We start from the raw sequence: 17,228 nt of genomic DNA, 5'->3' as shown, positions 1-17,228 counted from the left end.
ACCGATTTGCGAAAAGCAAAGTGAAATCAATAACTAGAATGAATCTGCAAATCGTTGTTTGGCTGTAGCGACATCCTTTTGAATCTGTGCGATCAGCGCATCTACTCCTGCGAATTTTTGTTCTTCACGAATATAGAAGAGTAGCTCTACTTCCACATCTTTGCCGTAGATTTCGCCTGAGAAATCAAACAGGTGAACTTCTAGCGATTTTTCTTTCTTCTCCAGCTCAAACGTCGGTTTGATACCCACATTCATCACGCCAAAGTAGGATTGCTGATCGACGGTAAAGCGGACACCGTATACGCCGTTCTTCCCGATCAGATACGGTGCTGACACAGAGACATTGGCAGTCGGAAAGCCAATCGTGCGCCCCCGCTTGTCGCCATGAACCACAGTACCCCGGACCTTATACGGACGCCCCAGCAGATGACGTGTCTGTTCCACATCTCCATGATGCAAATACTCGCGGATGATGGTGCTACTCACCTTTTCCCCCAGACGATTGACTGGCCCGATAATATCTACACCGTATCGACCATGGCTCATTTCCTGCAGGGTTTGTGCGGTACCCATCCCGCGGTGTCCAAACGTATAATCAAAGCCGACCACCACCTGGCGGCAGGATAACGGCATCAGACAATCCGTGATGAAATCCTCGGGATACACTGCCGCAAAAGCAATGTCAAACTGCATCACGTACGTCTTCTCCACACCCATCTTTTCAAACTGCTCCAGCTTGTCAGCCAAAGGTGTCAAATAACGGGTATATCCGCTTTGCCCCAAAACCTCACGAGGATGGGGATCAAAGGTGAGGACCGTACTTTGCCAGCCATTGGCTCTGGCCGTATCGATCGCTTTTTGGATGACGCGTCTGTGTCCGATATGCACGCCGTCAAAATACCCCAACGCAATCGCAGTGGGTGTCGCCTCCTGAAAATCTTTGGGTAATGGATAGGTTAAGTATATCGTTTTCACAGTTACACCTCGGAAGGAAAGACTTTTTCTGCTTTGGCAAAGAGGCCTTTTTCCCCTCGGCATACACGATGGATACCGAGCAATTGCTCACCGGCAAACAGGCAGATTAAGCTCCCTTCCTCCGCTTCCACTCCTGGCAATCCAGTAGTCAGACCATTGAGGACAGCCTTGGCGCGTTCTGGCTTTACCTGAAAAGATGGCAGAAAAGATACTGCCTCACGGATGCTCAGCAACGGACAGAATATGTCTTTGCCCTGCGCTGCCATTTCTTCCAATTCTCCTAATGGGATCGCTTCCTGCTCTGTAAACGGGCCGCTCTTGATACGCCGCAACAGCTTCATATGGGCAGGATACCCCAGAGCACGCCCAAGGTCAACACATAAGGTGCGCATGTAGGTGCCTTTTGAGCATGTGCACGTAAAACGAACGTCCACCATACCCTGCTCCACACTTACCTCATGCAGGGTCAAATCGTAGATCGTAACCTTGCGAGCCTGTCGCTCCACGACAGTTCCTTCCCGCGCCAGATCGTACAGTCGTTTGCCATTTACTTTCACCGCAGAGAACATGGGAGGTACTTGTTCAATCTCTCCGATAAAGCGCTGGAACAGCTCTTCGATACGCTCTCTGGTGATTGACGTTGTCGCTACTTCCTTTTGCTCGGTGATTTCGCCCGTCGCATCCTCCGTCGTCGTCGCATACCCGATGCGCATCACGACATCATAGCGTTTGGGTAGCTCCTGCAAATACTCGACCAGTCGGGTGGCATGCCCCACACAGATCGGAAGAACGCCTGTAACTTCGGGATCGAGTGTACCGGTATGACCGACTTTCTTTGTTCCGTACAGTCGTCGAATTCGTGCCACACAGTCATGCGAAGTCATGCCGGCAGGTTTATCCACAACCAGTACGCCACTTACATTACTCATCAACCTTCACTCCTACCGCTTCCCCCAGCACCTGCCAAACTTTTGACTGTACGTCTGCAAGGTTTCCGCGCATGGTACAGCCTGCTGCCTTGGCATGCCCGCCTCCGCCAAAATGCTTGGCAATGGCAGACACATCAACGCGATCACGGGCACGCATGCTCACCTTTATCACTCCAGGCTCCGATTCTACAAAAGATACACCGACCTCGACGCCTTCAATGTTTCGGCAGTAGTTGACCAAACCGCCTGCATCTTCACGTGCGGCATTCTCCTGGACAAAATCCTCAGGCCGAACCGTGATGGAGGCGACCAGGTTTTGATGAGACAGTGTGAGGGTTTGCAAGGCCCGACGCAAAATTTTCACATGGGCAAACGTGATTTCTTCCAGGCAGCGCTCGGCTACATCCCCCGGTTTGACTCCATAATGGAGCAGTTTGGACGCGATCTCCATCACACGTGGAGATGTGTTAGAGTAGCGAAAGCCTCCTGTATCTGTCAGTAAGCCTGTGTAAACGCAAAGAGCCAATTCCTCGTCGAAACTGACGCCTGCTGCAATAGCGACATCATACAGGATTTCAGCCGTAGCGGCAGCATCTGTGCGAATCAGATTGACAGTACCAAACCCATCATTGGTCGGATGATGATCGATATTGAGCAACACCGCCCCAGACGCAAATAAAGACCGTACATCGCCCATCCGCGACTCATCGGCACAGTCTACGGCGATTACGGCCCCGAACGTATCGTCCAGCGATTCCTCCGAAAGATTGCGAAGAAGATCAAAACGAGGCAAAAACGAAAATTTAGCCGGAGTCTCTCCTTCGTTGACAACTATGTATTCCTTGCCCAATTTCTCAAGCATCAAGCAGACGCCCAATGCAGAGCCCGTGGCATCGCCATCCGGATTCACATGAGAAAGAACCAGGAAGCGGTCGTGCTCCTGCATGAATAGGGCCGCTTCCTTTACTTGATCACCATTATGACTCATCCCGTTTTTCCCCTTCAGTGGAGATTTCCCGCAGGATCGTTTCGATTTTGGAGCCGTAGTCGATCGATTCATCCAGCTTGAATACAAAGTCCGGGATATGGCGCAGCTTTACTCGTTTGCCGATCTCCGTGCGCAGATACCCCTTTGCTTTATGCAAGGCAGACAGTGAAGCTTTACGCTCTTCCTCGCTGCCAAAAATGCTGACGAATACCTTAGCAAGCTGCAAATCGCTTGTTACTTCTACATCTGTAACCGTGACGAAGCCAACCCTCGGGTCTTTCAGTCCACGCTGAAGAACGAGACTCAGTTCTTTTTTAATCTCTTCACCCACGCGGCTCATGCGTGTTTTGTTCATTCCTTTTCACCTCCGTCGGCTGCTCTAACCGTAGTATTCCGTATCGACATGAATCAACTCCACGTCGGGATGGTTTTCCACCAATCGAATAGCAGCCTGCATCTCTTGCTGCAAAAAAGAGATTTCATTAGCAACGGCAGCGATACCCAATTCGGTACGCTGCCACTGCTCCTGATAAGCCACCTCCGCTGCGGAAAGATTAAACCGGCTCCGCAGCTTGCCAATCAGACTCTTGACGATGGCTCGTTTCTCTTTCAAGTTTTGGCATGCGGGCAGAAACAGTTCAATCCGCGTACCTGCAAACATTATTGTTTCACTTCAACCATGACGAAGGCTTCCACAACGTCCCCGACCTTGAGGTCTTGGAAGCGTTCCAGGGTCAAACCACATTCGTAGCCGGCATTGACATCCTTCGCATCGTCTTTAAAGCGTTTCAAGGTCTCAAGCTTACCTTCGTAAATGACAATACCTTCACGAATCAAGCGAGCACCTGCATCACGGCTCAGTTTTCCTTCCGTCACATAGCAACCGGCAATGTTACCGATTTTGGAAACCTTGAAGACTTCGCGAATCTCGGCTTGACCGATGATGCTTTCCTTATAAACAGGATCCAGCATACCTTTCAGTGCTTGCTCGATCTCTTCGATGACGGTGTAAATGACGCGATGCAAACGAATGTCGATCTTCTCTTGCTCAGCCATGCTGCGCGCATTTGGTTCAGGACGTACGTTGAAACCAATCACAATTGCATTTGAAGCATTCGCCAGTGTCACGTCTGATTCGGTAATCGCACCTACACCAGTATGAATGATCTTCACACGTGTACCATTCACATCGATCTTCTCCAAGGAACCACGGAGCGCTTCTACGGAACCTTGTACGTCCCCTTTTACGATCAGGTTGAGTTCCTTGATGTCGCCTTCCTGGATGTGTTGGAACAGATCGTCCAGGGATACGCGCGTATTTTCACGACGCTCGGACTCACGTTGCTTTGAGGCACGCGCTTCACCGATCGCACGCGCTTTTTTCTCATCCTCAAACACCCTGAATTGGTCGCCGGCTTGAGGTACATCGTTCAGTCCTGTAATTTCTACAGGTGTAGACGGGCCAGCTTCTTTCAGACGACGTCCCTTGTCGTTCACCATCGCACGGACACGACCGTAAGCAGAGCCCACTACGATTGGGTCACCCACATGGAGTGTACCCTGCTGAACCAGGATAGTAGCGACAGGGCCACGACCTTTATCCAGCTCAGCCTCTACGACAGTACCGCGAGCGCGTTTGTCCGGATTGGCTTTCAGTTCCTGCACTTCAGAAACGAGCAGAATGTACTCAAGCAGCTCTTCGATACCGATACGTTGTTTTGCGGAAATTGGCGAGAAGATCGTTTCGCCACCCCACTCTTCAGCAACCAATTCGTACTCTGTCAGCTCTTGCTTGATACGATCAATATTTGCTTCTGGCTTATCTACTTTGTTGACAGCCACGATGATCGGTACACCAGCTGCCTTGGCGTGGCTGATCGCTTCCACAGTTTGTGGCATGACACCGTCGTCGGCAGCAACTACCAGGATCGTAATATCCGTAATTTGTGCACCGCGTGCCCGCATGGTTGTAAAGGCGGCGTGACCAGGTGTATCCAGGAAGGTAATCTTCTTCCCTTTGATTTCTACTTGATAGGCACCGATATGCTGCGTGATACCGCCCGCTTCGCCGGAAGCGACGTTCGCAGAACGAATAGCGTCAAGCAAGGTCGTTTTTCCGTGGTCAACGTGACCCATGATCGTCACAACTGGAGGACGCTCCAGCATTTTTTCGGGTTCGTCTACTTCTTCCAATGTCTCGAAGTTGGTTTCGTCGATGACGATTTTTTCTTCGACTTCCACATTGTACTCGGCACAAATCAGTTCAATCGCATCTTTTTCCAGGTACTGGTTGATCGTAGCCATAATACCCAAATTAAACAACTTTTTAATGATTTCCGCCGGTTCCTTGCGCAGTTTTACCGCCAGCTCATTTACTGTAAGCGAGTCCTGGAAGGTAATTTTGGTAGGTGGCTCAATGACTGGACGGGGTGCTGATTGCTGACCTCGTCCGTTATTGCGGTTTCTGCCTTGGTTGCGGTTATTCCCACCACGGAACGGTTGGCTCTTTTTATTGTCTTCAAATGTCTTTTTAGTTGGAGGTGCTTTCTTGATCTTCTCCCGTTTTTCGGTGCTAACATTGGACGGAAGCTTCACTTTGTCTTCAAAATCGTCTCCAGTGCGTCCTTCCACTTGCGGTGCCGCATTTTGGGTTTGCGGTGGACGTTGCTGATTTTGATTTTGTGGGCGATTTTGGTTCTGTGGTCGTTGCTGGTTTTGCGGTCTTTGTTGATTCGATGTCTGCGGTTTGCGGTCAGTCGGTTTTGCGGGTTGACTTCTCATATTGTTAGGTTTTCTCTCCTGATTCTTCCCCTGATTTTTCCCCTGTTGAGGACGCTGTTGATCGGGACGGTTGCTTGGGTTGCTTCCTCCACGATCACGATCTGCCGGACGTTCCACGTTCTGTTGCTGTGCTGGCTGACCCTGGCCCGATTGTTGGGATCGGGTTTGTTGTCCTCTGGAGTCGTTGGGGCGTCGTTGATCGTCTGCTTGTTTCGGTCTTGCGGCGGCTGCTGGTGCAGTGCGCTGTTCCGGCTTGGACCCAGCCCGTAACTTGGCCATATGATCCTCGATCTTCTTGATCGTCCCTTCTTCCATGATACTCATATGATTTGCAACTTCGATATTTAAACGTTTTAGTAAATTGAGGATTTCCTTACTGCTCATGTTGTGTTGTTTGGCATATTCATACACACGTGTCTTCAAATGTACTCCACCCTTTCGTAAATTAGGTGAGCAGACGCTGAATGCTTTCCGCCAACTTCCCATCCGTTACCGCCACGGTTACTCGCCCATCTTTTCCGATCGCGTGTCCCAGTGAATATCGGTCTGACGTGGTTACACATGAAACACCGTAATAGGAACATTTGTCTTGCACTTTTTTGGCGGTATTCCCAGATGCATCAGCCGCGAGCAACACCAGTCGGGCCTGACCGCTACGAACAGCCTGCAGGACCATTTCCTCTCCGGTAATCACTTTCCTTGCTCGCATTGCCAATCCGAGCAGCTGAGCTGCCTTTGGGTTCATCGACCCATCATCTCCATCCAGTTATCGCGAAAAGCATCGTACTTCTCCTGGGTAATGGACATGTTCAAGGCGCGCTCCAGCACTTTTTTCCATTTTCCAGATGCAAAAGCATCCGGTTTCAGGCAGCTATCCTGCCGACATACATAAGTCCCACGTCCGGCGGCCTTTCCGGTCAAATCGATGACGATTTCTTCATCGGGCGTTCGGACTACACGGATCAATTCCTTTTTTGGAAACATGCCTTGGCAGACAATGCATTTACGCAAAGGGATCTTTTTTTGCTTCATGATTATTCGTTGTCCGCTCCTTCATCGCCCTCAGGTAATTTCGGATAGACGATGCCTTCTTGATCAGCTTGTGTTTCGCTCTTGATATCGATTTTCCAGCCAGTCAATTTGGCAGCAAGTCGAGCATTTTGACCGCGCTTGCCAATTGCAAGTGACAATTGGTAATCAGGTACGATGACCCGGGTTACTTTATCGGCTGCATTCACTTCAACATGCAATACTTTTGCAGGGCTGAGTGCATTCGCCACATACTCGGAAGGATCTTCCGACCAGCGTACGATATCGATCTTCTCACCTTTTAGCTCAGTAACAATCGTCTGTACGCGCATGCCTTTAGGCCCTACACAGGCACCTACAGGATCCACGTCAGGATTGATGGAATGAACAGCGATTTTGGAGCGATCTCCAGCCTCACGAGCCACAGACTTGATTTCCACGACACCGTCGTAAATCTCTGGCACTTCAAGCTCAAACAAGCGCTTCAAGAGTCCTGGATGAGTGCGGGAAACGACGATCTGGGGACCTTTTGTGGTCTTTTCCACCTTGATAATGTACGCCTTTACACGATCCTGTGACTTAAAGTCTTCGGAAGGCATTTTTTCCGTAATCGGCATAACCGCTTCTGCCTTGCCCAGATCAATGTAGTAGTTGCGTGCGTCCATACGCTGAACGACACCTGTGACGATATCGTCTTCGCGTTCGATGAATTCGCTGTAAATCAAGCCCCGCTCTGCCTCACGGATACGTTGAGTAACGACCTGCTTCGCTGTTTGTGCAGCAATGCGTCCAAAGTCGCGCGGCGTTACCTCGATCTCCACGATATCCTCCAGACGGAAGTTCGGATCAATTTCTTGAGCTGCCTCAAGAGAAATCTCCAGACGTGGATCCAGCACTTCCTCCACGACGTTCTTGCGTGCGTACACGCGCACTAGTCCAGAATGACGATTCACATCCACCCGCACGTTTTGTGCAGAGTTGAAGTTTCTTTTGTATCCAGAGATAAGAGCTGCTTCAATGGCTTCGATCAGTATATCTTTGGAGATGCCTTTTTCTCTCTCAATGGCCTCTAATGCCTCAATAAAATCGCCGTTCATGACTTGCGTTGCCTCCTCCTTTACTACCACCAACCCTGTCTATTAAAAGACGATTGCCATACGGGCCGTGTCAATTTGCTCTTGGGAAATGATGTACGTTTTCTTCGCTTCTTTAACCGTGAGTTTGCCATCCTCAAAGGATAGTAGTTCACCCTCGAACACGCTAGCTCCTTCTATCGGTTCTTTGGTCGTAATATTTACGTGTTTGCCGACAGCTTTTTTGAAGTCTTTATCGTTTCGCAGCGGACGCTCTGCACCCGGTGACGAGACTTCTAGAAAATAAGCGGTTGGAATCGGATCCGTTTCATCAAGCTTCTGGCTTAATTTCTCGCTCACAAGGGCACAGTCATCGATGTCAATATTGCCGACTTCATTGTCGATGAACACGCGCAGAAACCAGTTGCTGCCTTCTTTTTTGTACTCGATGTCAACCAGTTCCAGCCCCATCTCACTCACGATGGGAGTGACCAGTTCGGTGACAATGTCCGTTACCTTGCTCAAGCAAGTACCTCCTTTATCCGGTGAAAAATGAAGCATGAGGTTTGGCCAGAAAGAAAGAGTGGGTTTCCCCACTCTCGATCTGTCATGCGTATAAAACCAGTATTTCCAAAAAAATTATAGCATAACAGCCCTTCGCTGACAACCTTTGGATGATTCGGGGGTCTTTTGTGCGCTTTAGAACAGGGATAGCTGATTGGATTCTGGCAATCCTTTCAAGGCCCCTTGCTCCTCGAGGTATTCCAAAATGGTTTTGGAAATGCGTGAACGCGACAACAAATCTTCCTTGGAGAGGAATTCTCCGTTTTCGCGAGCTTTCACGATGGAAATCGCGGCGTTTGTACCAAGCCCAGGGAGCGCGTTAAATGGAGCGAGCAACGAGTTTCCTTCGATCAGGAAGCGAGTTGCGTCTGAGCGATACAAGTCTACGTTGGCAAAAGAGAAGCCGCGCTCCACCATCTCCAGCGCCATTTCCAAAACAGTAAGCAGGGCTTTTTCCTTCGGTTGGGCGTCATGACCCTTGCCTTCAATCTCCTCGATCTTCTGCCGGATCGCAGCAGATCCTTTTACCATGAGGGGAATGTCAAAGTCATCAGCGCGTACGGAAAAATAGGTCGCGTAGAACTCAAGGGGTCGATGCACCTTGAAATAGGCGATCCGTACCGCCATCATGACGTATGCGGTAGCATGGGCTTTCGGGAACATGTACTTGATCCGCTGACAGGATTCGATATACCAGTCCGGGACGTTGTTCTTGCGCATCTCTTCCTGATCTTCCTCCGGCACGCCTTTTCCTTTCCGCACGGACTCCATGATTTTAAAGGCTCGGGATGGCTCCAGTCCTTTATAAATCAAATACACCATGATATCGTCGCGGCAACCGATTACGTCCGGCAGCTTGCACGTACCGTTGCGAATGAGTTCCTGCGCATTATTCAGCCAGACATCTGTTCCGTGAGAAAGTCCCGAGATCTGTACCAGCTCCGCAAACGTCGTCGGCTTGGTGTCTTCCAGCATCTGACGGACGAACTTGGTGCCAAACTCCGGTATACCCAGCGTTCCCATATTCGAGCCAATCTGCTCAGGAGTCACACCCAAAGCTTCAGTAGAACTGAAGATCGACATCGTTTTCTTGTCATCCAGCGGGATGGTTTTCGGGTCCATCCCCGTCAGATCCTGCAGCATCCGAATGACGGTCGGATCGTCGTGTCCGAGAATGTCCAGCTTCAACAGATTGTCATGAATGGAGTGGAAGTCAAAATGCGTCGTGCGCCACTCGGATTCATTGTCATCGGCCGGGAACTGGATGGGGCAAAAATCTTCAATTTCCATGTAGTCTGGGACGACGATAATTCCGCCCGGGTGCTGACCGGTAGTCCGCTTTACACCGGTGCAGCCGTTGACCAGGCGAGCGACCTCGGCATTGCGCAAGGTCAATCCGCGCTCATCTGCATATTTACGCACGTAACCGTAAGCGGTCTTTTCCGCTACCGTTCCAATGGTCCCCGCACGATAGACATAATCTGCTCCGAACAGCTCCTGCGTGTACTTGTGCGCACGCGGCTGATAATCCCCGGAGAAGTTCAAGTCAATATCCGGTACCTTGTCTCCCTTGAAGCCCAAGAACGTCTCAAACGGAATGTCTTGTCCATCCTTGGCAAATGGAGTACCGCAGGAAGGGCAATCCTTGTCCTCCAAGTCAAACCCGGAGGCGATCGATCCGTCCGTAATGAATTCACTATGCTTGCAGCTAGGGCAGCGGTAGTGCGGCGGCAGCGGATTCACCTCGGTAATCTCGGACATGGTGGCCACGAAGGACGATCCCACGGACCCCCTGGAACCTACCAGGTATCCGTCATTCAACGACTTGGTCACCAGGCGCTGCGAGATCAGATAAATCACGCCGAAGCCGTGTTTGATAATACTGTTCAGCTCTTTTTCCAGACGACTTTCCACCAGCTCAGGCAGTGGATCTCCGTACAAAGAACGGGCTTTGTCATAGCACATCTGGCGCAGCTCTTCATCTGCTCCCTCGATGATCGGCGTGTACAGCTTATCCGGAATCGGACTGACATCCTCGATCATGTCAGCGATCAGGTTGGTGTTGGTTACGACAACCTCTTTGGCCGTCTCTTCACCCAGGAAGGCAAAGGCCTCCAGCATCTCTTCGGTCGTAAAGAAATAGAGCGGCGGTTGATTGCCGGCCGTAGGATCTCCCTTGGAGAGCAGGAAGATGTCCCTGAAGATATCGTCCTCCGGATTCAGAAAATGTACATCCCCCGTCGCCACCACAGGCTTGTTCAGTTCTTTTCCCAAATCCACGATCATGCGATGATAGCCCTTCATGGTTTCCAGAGAAGGGATTTCTTCATTGCGCAAAAGCGGAGAATACTGCGCGACAGGTTGAATTTCCAGGTAATCATAATAAGCTGCGACTTCTTTCAATTCCTCCGGTGATTTCCCCCGCAGGATCGCCTGCATCATCTCGCCATCCTTGCATGCCGTTCCAATCAGAAGCCCTTCGCGGTACTTGCTCAGCTGGCTACGCTGGATTCTTGGCCATCGGTAAAAGGTCTCCACGTGAGAGCGGCTGACGAGCTTGTACAGGTTCTTTAGCCCCTCTTTGTTTTTCACCAAAATGGTGGCGTGAAAAGGACGGCTGCTCTTGTAATCCGCTTCTTCGTTGCTCTTCTCATTCAGCTCGGCTAAAGTCTTAATCGATGCTTCTTTTATATCCTTGAGCATCTGCTGGAATACGTGCGCCAAAGCGACAGTATCATCCAAGGCGCGGTGAGCATTGATCAGCTCGACATTAAACTTTTTGGCCAGCGTGCCCAGTCGGTAATTGCGCATCCCTTTGTACATCAAGCGAGCGAGCGGCAGCGTATCCAAAAATGCGTTGTTCCAAGGCTCCATGCCGACTCGTTTGGCACATGCGTTGATAAACGCCTTATCAAACTCAGCATTGTGTGCGACTAGTACGGCATCTTGAGCAAAATCCTTGAATTTGCGCAGAACGACGTCCAACGTTTCCTTCCCGCGCAGCATTTCATTGGTAATTCCGGTAATCTCGGTGGTTTTCGGTCCAATTTCCAGCTGTGGGTCGATCAGCTCTGTCCATTGATCTACGATCTCCGAGCCTTTCATTTTGACCGCAGCGATCTCGATAATCGTATGTTCAGCTGCATTCAGACCTGTCGTTTCCGTATCGAAAACGACGTATTCTATATGCTCGTCGATCGGCCGGTTATTTTCCGATGTCAGGTTGTAGACGATGTCGATACCATCCTCTACGACATAGGCTTCCATCCCCAGAATGCATTTGATGTTGTTCTTCTTGGCGACGGAGTACGCTTCGGGAAAGGCTTGCACCACACCGTGATCCGTGATGGCAATCGCGGGATGGCCCCATTTGGCGGCTGTAGAAACGAGTGATTTGACTGACACCACTGCATCCATCGCACTCATGGGTGTATGACTGTGAAGCTCAACACGTTTTTCTTCCGCCTTGTCCTTGCGTACCACTTGCTCAATCTGATTGAGGTCATTGGCATTCATCACCAATTCCCGCATGAAGGTATCATGCTGTACGCTTCCTCGTACTTTCACCCACATGCCGTCCTTGAGTGCCTCCAGCATCTTGACGTCTTCCTTGTCGCGGGAAAAGATCTTGACCGTCAAGGAATCCGTAAAGTCTGTTACACAGAAGGTCAGAAGATGACGGCCGCTACGTAGCTCTTTTAGCTCTACGTTAAAGACCGCACCCTGAATGACAATGCGCCGTTCTTCATCCTGAATTTCATGAATAGGGATCGGTGCGTCCTTGATCTCATACCCAATCATCATCGTCGTAATGGCTTCAGACTTGTCGCCACCTTTACTTTCCTTCTCCTGCTGGACAGCGGACATCACGACTTCTACCAATGCACGTTCTTCTTCATCCCTTTGCTCGACAAAGGCCTTGTATGCTTCATCGCTTTCCTCTGCGTGGAAGCTAAATCGCGGTACACATCCCGTCGTCTGCTCGAACATGGCAATCAGCTCCGTATCGGCCTTCTTGCGCTTGATCATTTCAACAGTCATTTCCGTTGGCAGATATACTTTTACCTCTTGCTGCTCCACCAGCTTTCTCGCGCTTCGCATGGTGACAGCCAATGAATTGAGACTCCCCTCCAGACGAGACAGCAAAACCTCCCAGTACTCATCAACAGCGAGTTCAAGCGGAGGTAGCTGGCGATAGCGAAAGAACACATCCACTTCTGCCAGATGCGAGAAGGTCTGTGTCAAACGCTGAGTGAAGGCTTGGAACACTTGTGCAGGTAACAGGGATGGCAGCGTAAAATGAAACACCCACTTCTTGTTTTGCTTAAACAACTCCAGCTTGTCTATTTGTCCGTCTAGGAAAAAGCGCTCTACCCATTCCGCTGGTACGTCCATTTGCTTGATCAACAGGGAGAAGCGATGTTTTTGTTCTTGTAAACGGTCCACGATACTCCCACCTTCCCATATGAAAACCCCTATTGAAGCCTCCCCAAAGAGGAGCGTTCACTGTGTAGAGGCAGGTTTTAGGCTGCAACGACAACCAAGCTGCATAGACGACTATGCTGCCCTCATGCCATCGTGCATGAAAAAGAGGTACTCCCGATGTATGAGGGAAGTACCCCGTAATTTTCGACAAAATCCTACTCAAATCCTGCTTGCTTTTTACTCACCGAACAGTTCTGCCCCCGTGTGATCGATGCTGGCCAAAAGCTTTTTCACAGTTGGTACGAGCTCGTCCAATTTTACGTTATGTGTCTCGCCCGTTTTACGGATACGAACTTCTACCGTACCTTCTTGAGCCGCTTTATCGGATACCGTGATGCGCAATGGCAAACCGATCAGGTCAGCGTCCTTGAACTTGACACCTGCACGTTCTGGACGGTCATCGAACAAGACTTCCACTCCCGCACGATGCAATTGCTCAGTGACTTGTTCGCTTGTCAGTCTTTGCTCGTCCACTTTTACATTGACCGGAATGACATGTACGTGGAAAGGCGCAATGGCTACAGGCCAGATGATTCCGTTCTCATCATTGTTTTGTTCGATGGCAGCAGCAATCGTACGCGACACGCCAATACCGTAGCAACCCATGATCATCGGTTGGCTTCGTCCGTTTTCATCCAGGAAGGTGGCACCGATCGCTTGAGAGTATTTTGTACCCAGCTTGAAGACATGACCTACTTCTACACCGCGTGCAAACTTGATTGCACCGCCAGTACGTGGGCACTCGTCACCTTCTGTGATATTGCGCAGATCTGCAAAGCGTCCTACCTTGAAATCGCGACCGATGACTACATGAGCCAGGTGGTAATCAGCTTCGTTGGCACCGACGATACCATCATGGACATCCTGCACATGATTATCCGCAATGATTTCCACCTTTTCAGGATCGAGACCCACAGGACCCACAAATCCAGCTGGTGCACCGGTCAATTCGCGAAGATCTGCCTCTTGAGCCATTCCCACTTGTGTAGCGTCATAAAGATTTTTCAGCTTCACTTCGTTTAATTCATGGTCACCGCGAACCAAAATCATAACGAGCTTTTCATCTACGCGGTAGATCAGGCTTTTGATGATTTGTTTGGCATCGACGTTCATTGCCTTCGTCAATTGCTCAATCGTTTTGACTCCTGGCGTATGAACTTTTTCAAACGCAGGTACTTCACCCTCTGGCTTTGCGGAAGGCTTGTACACGACTTCTGCCTTTTCCAGGTTGGCAGCAAAATCGCCTTCTTCTGAATAGGCAATCGTATCTTCTCCAATTTCGCACAGTGCCATGAATTCATAGGTACCTTTACCGCCGATTGCGCCAGCATCCGCCTCTACAGCACGGAAATTCAGACCGACGCGGGTAAAAATGCGTGTATAGGCGTCATACATGGCTTGGAAGTTGATATCCAATCCTTCTTGCGTCGTATCGAAGGAGTAGGCGTCCTTCATAATAAATTCACGGCAGCGGATCAAGCCAAAACGAGGTCTTACCTCATCCCGGAACTTCGTCTGAATCTGATAGAGGTTGATCGGGAGTTTTTTGTAAGAATTGATCTCGTCGCGAATCAGACTGGTAATGACCTCTTCGTGCGTCGGTCCAAGTGCAAAGGAACGATCATGACGGTCCTGCAAGCGGACCAACTCGGGACCATAAACATCCCATCTCCCTGTCTGATGCCACAATTCTGCGGGCTGCATCGCTGGCATCAACAGCTCTTGCCCACCCGCGCGATTCATCTCTTCACGCACAATAGCTTGGATTTTATGCAGAGTGCGGAGTGCCAGTGGCAGGTACGTATAAATACCGGATGCCAGCTGGCGAGCCATTCCGGCACGAAGCAGCAGCTTGTGGCTGGCAATCTCCGCGTCAGCAGGCACCTCCCGTAAAGTAGGAATCAACATTTGGCTTTGCTTCAACACGTGCGTGTCCTCCTTATGCCTCATCAGCAATCAACGTCTTGATCTCCAAAAAGCCTATTTTACTTGAGCAGGCTTTTGCTCATCTACCATTTCATTGATTTCTTTCATCAATTCTTCAAACAGTTCGTCTTCTTTCACTTTCCGTATAATTTCACCATTACGGAAAATCAGTCCCTCACCGTTTCCGCCAGCTACCCCTACATCTGCTTCACGCGCTTCACCTGGCCCGTTCACGGCACAGCCCATAACGGCTACCTTGAGCGGTACTTTCAGCGTCGAAATCGCGTCCTCCACTTTGGTTGCCAAACCGATCAGATCGATGGCGCAGCGTCCGCAGGATGGGCAGGCAATCACGACAGGGTCGTTATTCACGATATCCAGGCTGCGCAGGATTTGCTTCGCGACCTTGATTTCTTCCACAGGATCAGCTGTGAGCGATACGCGAATCGTATCACCGATTCCCATCGACAGCACGGTCCCAATCCCAACTGAGGATTTAATACTTCCAGAAAACTGAGTACCCGCTTCTGTCACACCCACATGCAAGGGATAATTGCGTTTTTGTGCCATCAAGGAATACGTTTGGATCATCGTTGGCACGTCTGATGATTTTAGCGAAATGACAATGTTGTCATAGTTGAGATCTTCCAAAATTTCTACGTGATCTATCGCGCTTTCCACGATTGCTTCTGGAGACGGATATCCGTACTTCTCCAGCAAGCGCTTCTCTACAGAACCGGAGTTTACCCCGATTCGAATCGGCACGTTGCGTTCCCGGCATGCTTCCACAACACGTTTCGTTTTTTCTTTGGAGCCGATGTTGCCGGGATTGATCCGAATCTTGTCAATCCCGCTTTCCAGAGCAATCAGAGCCAACTTGTGGTCGAAGTGAATGTCGGCCACAAGCGGCAATGGGGAGCGCTCTTTGATCTGTTTGATGGCGCGAGCCGCATCCTCGTTGATGACGGCCAGGCGTACAATCTGACAACCGACATCATGCAGCCGTTGAATCTGGGCAAGTGTGCTTTCTACATCGCGCGTATCTGCGGTCGTCATCGATTGGATGACCACACTTTTCTGTCCTCCGATCTGCACTCCTCCAACAAATACCGGTTTCGTCTCCTCGCGCTTGTACATTTTGCACCATCCTTTATATTTGTCTGTCATTCATCATCATGTATTACGTCGCTATGCAAACAATCGTTGCAAGTCATTCCAGGTCACAACCAAAATCAAGAGCATCAAGAAGGCGAAGCCAAGGAAGTGAACCATTCCTTCCTTCTGCGGGTCAATTGGACGCCCACGAAGAGCCTCCACAGCGAGGAAGGCAAGTCTCCCTCCATCTAATGCTGGTAGCGGCAATAGGTTAAACAGTCCCAGGTTAATGCTCAATACAGCAGCCCATTGCATCAAGACTGCCATCCCCTGTTGAGCAAACTCTCCCGTCATTTTAAAGATCCCTACTGGTCCACTCAAATCATCCAGACCTACGCCGCCCGTAAACAGCATACCGAGACCTTTCAAAATCATGACCGTAAATTTGTATGTCGAGGTAACTCCGTATTTCAATGCCTCACCAGGTGCAGAAGTCAGGGATTGGGTAACCATGATCTTCCCGATGTTGTTCTCATCTGAAGTCACTTTTAGTGGAACCTTTGAAACTTGACCCTCACGCTCGATTTCGAAAGTCAATTCCTTATTGGGCGACTTGCTGACAATCTCGACGACCTGCTGCCATGTTTCTACCCGTGTCCCCTCGATAGAGAGCACCTTATCCCCTTTTAACAAACCAGCTGCAGCTGCTGGACCTCCTGCTTTTACCTCACCGATCAAAGGTGCATCATTGGGCACACCGTATGAAAGTCCCAGTGCGACAAACAAGACAAAGGCGAGCAGAAAATTGGCTGCAGGACCGGCAAAAATGGCCCAAAAACGCTGGGACACGCTTTTCCCTTTAAACTGTCTATTCAATGGCGCAATTTGAACCTCACGCCCATCCTTCACCAATTGCGCCTGTGGATGAATGGAGAAATTGCGTTGTTCTCCGTCCACTTCCATCGTCACCGTCAGCGCTTCTTCCAAGTCATAGCGGAGCACGGTACCCGTAATGGCTCTCGCTGAACCGCCACTCTGCGCGCCATCTAACAGAAAATGTGTGACCTTCCCGACAGCGTCGCGCTCGATCGCTATTTCCATATTGGGTTGTAGCATATCCATTTCTGGGTCTTCTCCGGCCATGCGCACCATCCCACCGATGGGCAACAATCGAAGCGTGTATTCCGTTTCTCCCCTTTTCACGCTGAAGATTTTGGGTCCCATACCTAGAGCAAATTCACGGCACAAAATGCCCGCTCTTTTCGCTAAAAGAAAGTGACCCAGCTCGTGAAAGAATACAAGAGCACCAAACACGACTACGATCGCAAGAACCGATTCTACGGAATCCAGATTGGGTAAAGGCAATTGAACAGCCACCTTTCA

Annotated in this window: 14 protein-coding genes; all 14 read right to left on the bottom strand. The window is 50.1% G+C overall.

Annotated elements, in window-relative coordinates; all coding sequences use genetic code 11:
• Window positions 1–33: 33 nt before the first annotated feature.
• The 14 genes from JZI27_RS09110 to rseP all read right to left on the bottom strand — a co-directional run bounded on the left by JZI27_RS09110 (window position 34) and on the right by rseP (window position 17,210).
• A complete protein-coding gene (locus JZI27_RS09110) occupies window positions 34–975 on the bottom strand; it encodes a bifunctional riboflavin kinase/FAD synthetase (RefSeq protein WP_122907504.1) in 942 nt (313 codons plus the stop codon).
• A 2-nt stretch (window positions 976–977) separates the two neighbouring features.
• Window positions 978–1,904 (bottom strand): tRNA pseudouridine(55) synthase TruB, encoded by a 927-nt coding sequence (truB, locus tag JZI27_RS09105; RefSeq protein ID WP_251243457.1) that lies wholly within the window; start codon window positions 1,902–1,904, stop codon window positions 978–980.
• The gene (locus tag JZI27_RS09100; RefSeq protein WP_251243456.1) at window positions 1,897–2,892 is read right to left on the bottom strand and encodes a DHH family phosphoesterase; all 996 of its coding nucleotides are present in this window, start codon (window positions 2,890–2,892) and stop codon (window positions 1,897–1,899) included. The genes truB and JZI27_RS09100 overlap by 8 nt, the downstream gene beginning before the upstream one ends.
• Entirely contained in the window at window positions 2,882–3,247 is a 366-nt protein-coding gene (gene rbfA / locus JZI27_RS09095; protein WP_122907507.1) for a 30S ribosome-binding factor RbfA, read from the bottom strand. The genes JZI27_RS09100 and rbfA overlap by 11 nt, the downstream gene beginning before the upstream one ends.
• A gap of 24 nt (window positions 3,248–3,271) precedes the next feature.
• Window positions 3,272–3,553, bottom strand: coding sequence for a DUF503 domain-containing protein (locus JZI27_RS09090; protein ID WP_251243455.1), 282 nt, complete (start codon window positions 3,551–3,553; stop codon window positions 3,272–3,274).
• Complete coding sequence (gene infB, locus JZI27_RS09085; protein WP_280207342.1) at window positions 3,553–6,096, bottom strand: translation initiation factor IF-2; 2,544 nt, start codon at window positions 6,094–6,096, stop codon at window positions 3,553–3,555. Before infB ends, JZI27_RS09090 begins: the two co-directional genes overlap by 1 nt.
• A gap of 22 nt (window positions 6,097–6,118) precedes the next feature.
• Window positions 6,119–6,418 carry a YlxQ family RNA-binding protein gene (locus JZI27_RS09080; RefSeq protein ID WP_122907510.1) on the bottom strand — a complete coding sequence of 100 codons (300 nt, stop codon included), beginning with the start codon at window positions 6,416–6,418 and terminating at the stop codon, window positions 6,119–6,121.
• Complete coding sequence (gene rnpM, locus JZI27_RS09075; protein WP_122907511.1) at window positions 6,415–6,705, bottom strand: RNase P modulator RnpM; 291 nt, start codon at window positions 6,703–6,705, stop codon at window positions 6,415–6,417. Before rnpM ends, JZI27_RS09080 begins: the two co-directional genes overlap by 4 nt.
• 2 nt (window positions 6,706–6,707) lie before the next feature.
• Window positions 6,708–7,799, bottom strand: a complete 1,092-nt coding sequence (gene nusA, locus JZI27_RS09070; protein WP_122907512.1) for a transcription termination factor NusA — start codon at window positions 7,797–7,799, stop codon at window positions 6,708–6,710.
• A 42-nt stretch (window positions 7,800–7,841) separates the two neighbouring features.
• Window positions 7,842–8,300, bottom strand: coding sequence for a ribosome maturation factor RimP (gene rimP / locus JZI27_RS09065; RefSeq protein ID WP_280207341.1), 459 nt, complete (start codon window positions 8,298–8,300; stop codon window positions 7,842–7,844).
• A 174-nt stretch (window positions 8,301–8,474) separates the two neighbouring features.
• On the bottom strand, window positions 8,475–12,785 hold the full coding sequence (locus JZI27_RS09060) for a PolC-type DNA polymerase III (RefSeq protein WP_122907514.1): 4,311 nt from the start codon (window positions 12,783–12,785) through the stop codon (window positions 8,475–8,477).
• 216 nt (window positions 12,786–13,001) lie between these two features.
• Window positions 13,002–14,747, bottom strand: a complete 1,746-nt coding sequence (locus JZI27_RS09055; protein WP_280207353.1) for a proline--tRNA ligase — start codon at window positions 14,745–14,747, stop codon at window positions 13,002–13,004.
• A gap of 57 nt (window positions 14,748–14,804) precedes the next feature.
• Window positions 14,805–15,887, bottom strand: a complete 1,083-nt coding sequence (gene ispG / locus JZI27_RS09050) for a flavodoxin-dependent (E)-4-hydroxy-3-methylbut-2-enyl-diphosphate synthase (protein ID WP_122907516.1) — start codon at window positions 15,885–15,887, stop codon at window positions 14,805–14,807.
• Between the two features lie 51 nt (window positions 15,888–15,938).
• Window positions 15,939–17,210, bottom strand: coding sequence for an RIP metalloprotease RseP (rseP, locus tag JZI27_RS09045; protein WP_122907517.1), 1,272 nt, complete (start codon window positions 17,208–17,210; stop codon window positions 15,939–15,941).
• Between the last annotated feature and the right edge of the window lie 18 nt (window positions 17,211–17,228).

Origin of the sequence: Brevibacillus sp. AY1, assembly GCF_029870785.1 — a bacterium.
Lineage (GTDB): Bacteria > Bacillota > Bacilli > Brevibacillales > Brevibacillaceae > Brevibacillus > Brevibacillus invocatus.
Note: the sequence above shows the minus strand (reverse complement) of the source record. Positions and strands in the feature narration are given on the sequence as shown.

Excerpts from the sequence above, each read along its gene's own strand:
- truB (WP_251243457.1), bottom strand. The coding sequence starts at position 1,904 with ATGAGTAATGTAAGTGGCGTACTGGTTGTGGATAAACCTGCCGGCATG.
- JZI27_RS09100 (WP_251243456.1), bottom strand. The coding sequence starts at position 2,892 with ATGAGTCATAATGGTGATCAAGTAAAGGAAGCGGCCCTATTCATGCAG.
- rbfA (WP_122907507.1), bottom strand. The coding sequence starts at position 3,247 with ATGAACAAAACACGCATGAGCCGCGTGGGTGAAGAGATTAAAAAAGAA.
- JZI27_RS09090 (WP_251243455.1), bottom strand. The coding sequence starts at position 3,553 with ATGTTTGCAGGTACGCGGATTGAACTGTTTCTGCCCGCATGCCAAAAC.
- JZI27_RS09080 (WP_122907510.1), bottom strand. The coding sequence starts at position 6,418 with ATGAACCCAAAGGCAGCTCAGCTGCTCGGATTGGCAATGCGAGCAAGG.
- rnpM (WP_122907511.1), bottom strand. The coding sequence starts at position 6,705 with ATGAAGCAAAAAAAGATCCCTTTGCGTAAATGCATTGTCTGCCAAGGC.
- nusA (WP_122907512.1), bottom strand. The coding sequence starts at position 7,799 with ATGAACGGCGATTTTATTGAGGCATTAGAGGCCATTGAGAGAGAAAAA.
- ispG (WP_122907516.1), bottom strand. The coding sequence starts at position 15,887 with ATGTACAAGCGCGAGGAGACGAAACCGGTATTTGTTGGAGGAGTGCAG.